Source organism: Burkholderia sp. LFS061 (assembly GCF_047978125.1).
GTDB classification, from domain to species: domain Bacteria; phylum Pseudomonadota; class Gammaproteobacteria; order Burkholderiales; family Burkholderiaceae; genus Burkholderia; species Burkholderia pyrrocinia_C.
The window spans coordinates 1-353 of the sequence record NZ_JBFPFS010000159.1 but is presented as its reverse complement, the minus strand read 5'-3'; the positions used below and the strand labels follow the sequence as shown (position 1 = coordinate 353).

Annotated in this window: 1 protein-coding gene; it reads left to right on the top strand. The window is 59.5% G+C overall.

The genetic code is table 11. The features are described 5' to 3' along the window. A partial coding sequence (locus ACNQQL_RS36145; protein ID WP_347069755.1) for a DDE-type integrase/transposase/recombinase occupies nucleotides 1-353 on the top strand: 353 nt, incomplete at both ends.

The following is a 353-nucleotide window of genomic DNA, read 5'->3' as shown; positions in this document are numbered from 1 at the left end:
GTCGATGGACTTCATGCACGATCAGCTGTCCGACGGACGCAGCATCCGGCTGTTCAACGTGATCGACGACTTCAACCGCGAGGCACTCGGCATCGAGATCGACTTCTCATTGCCGTCCGAACGCGTGATCCGTGCGCTGCGACAGATCATCGGTTGGCGCGGCAGGCCAAAAGCGATTCGGTGCGATAACGGGCCCGAGTACCTGAGCGCGGCAATCATCGAATGGGCCCGACAGTACGGCATCAGGCTCGACTACATCCAACCGGGCAAGCCGCAGCAGAATGCGTATGTCGAACGATTCAACCGGACCGTGCGGTACGAATGGCTGTCGCAGTACCACTGGGAAGACTTAG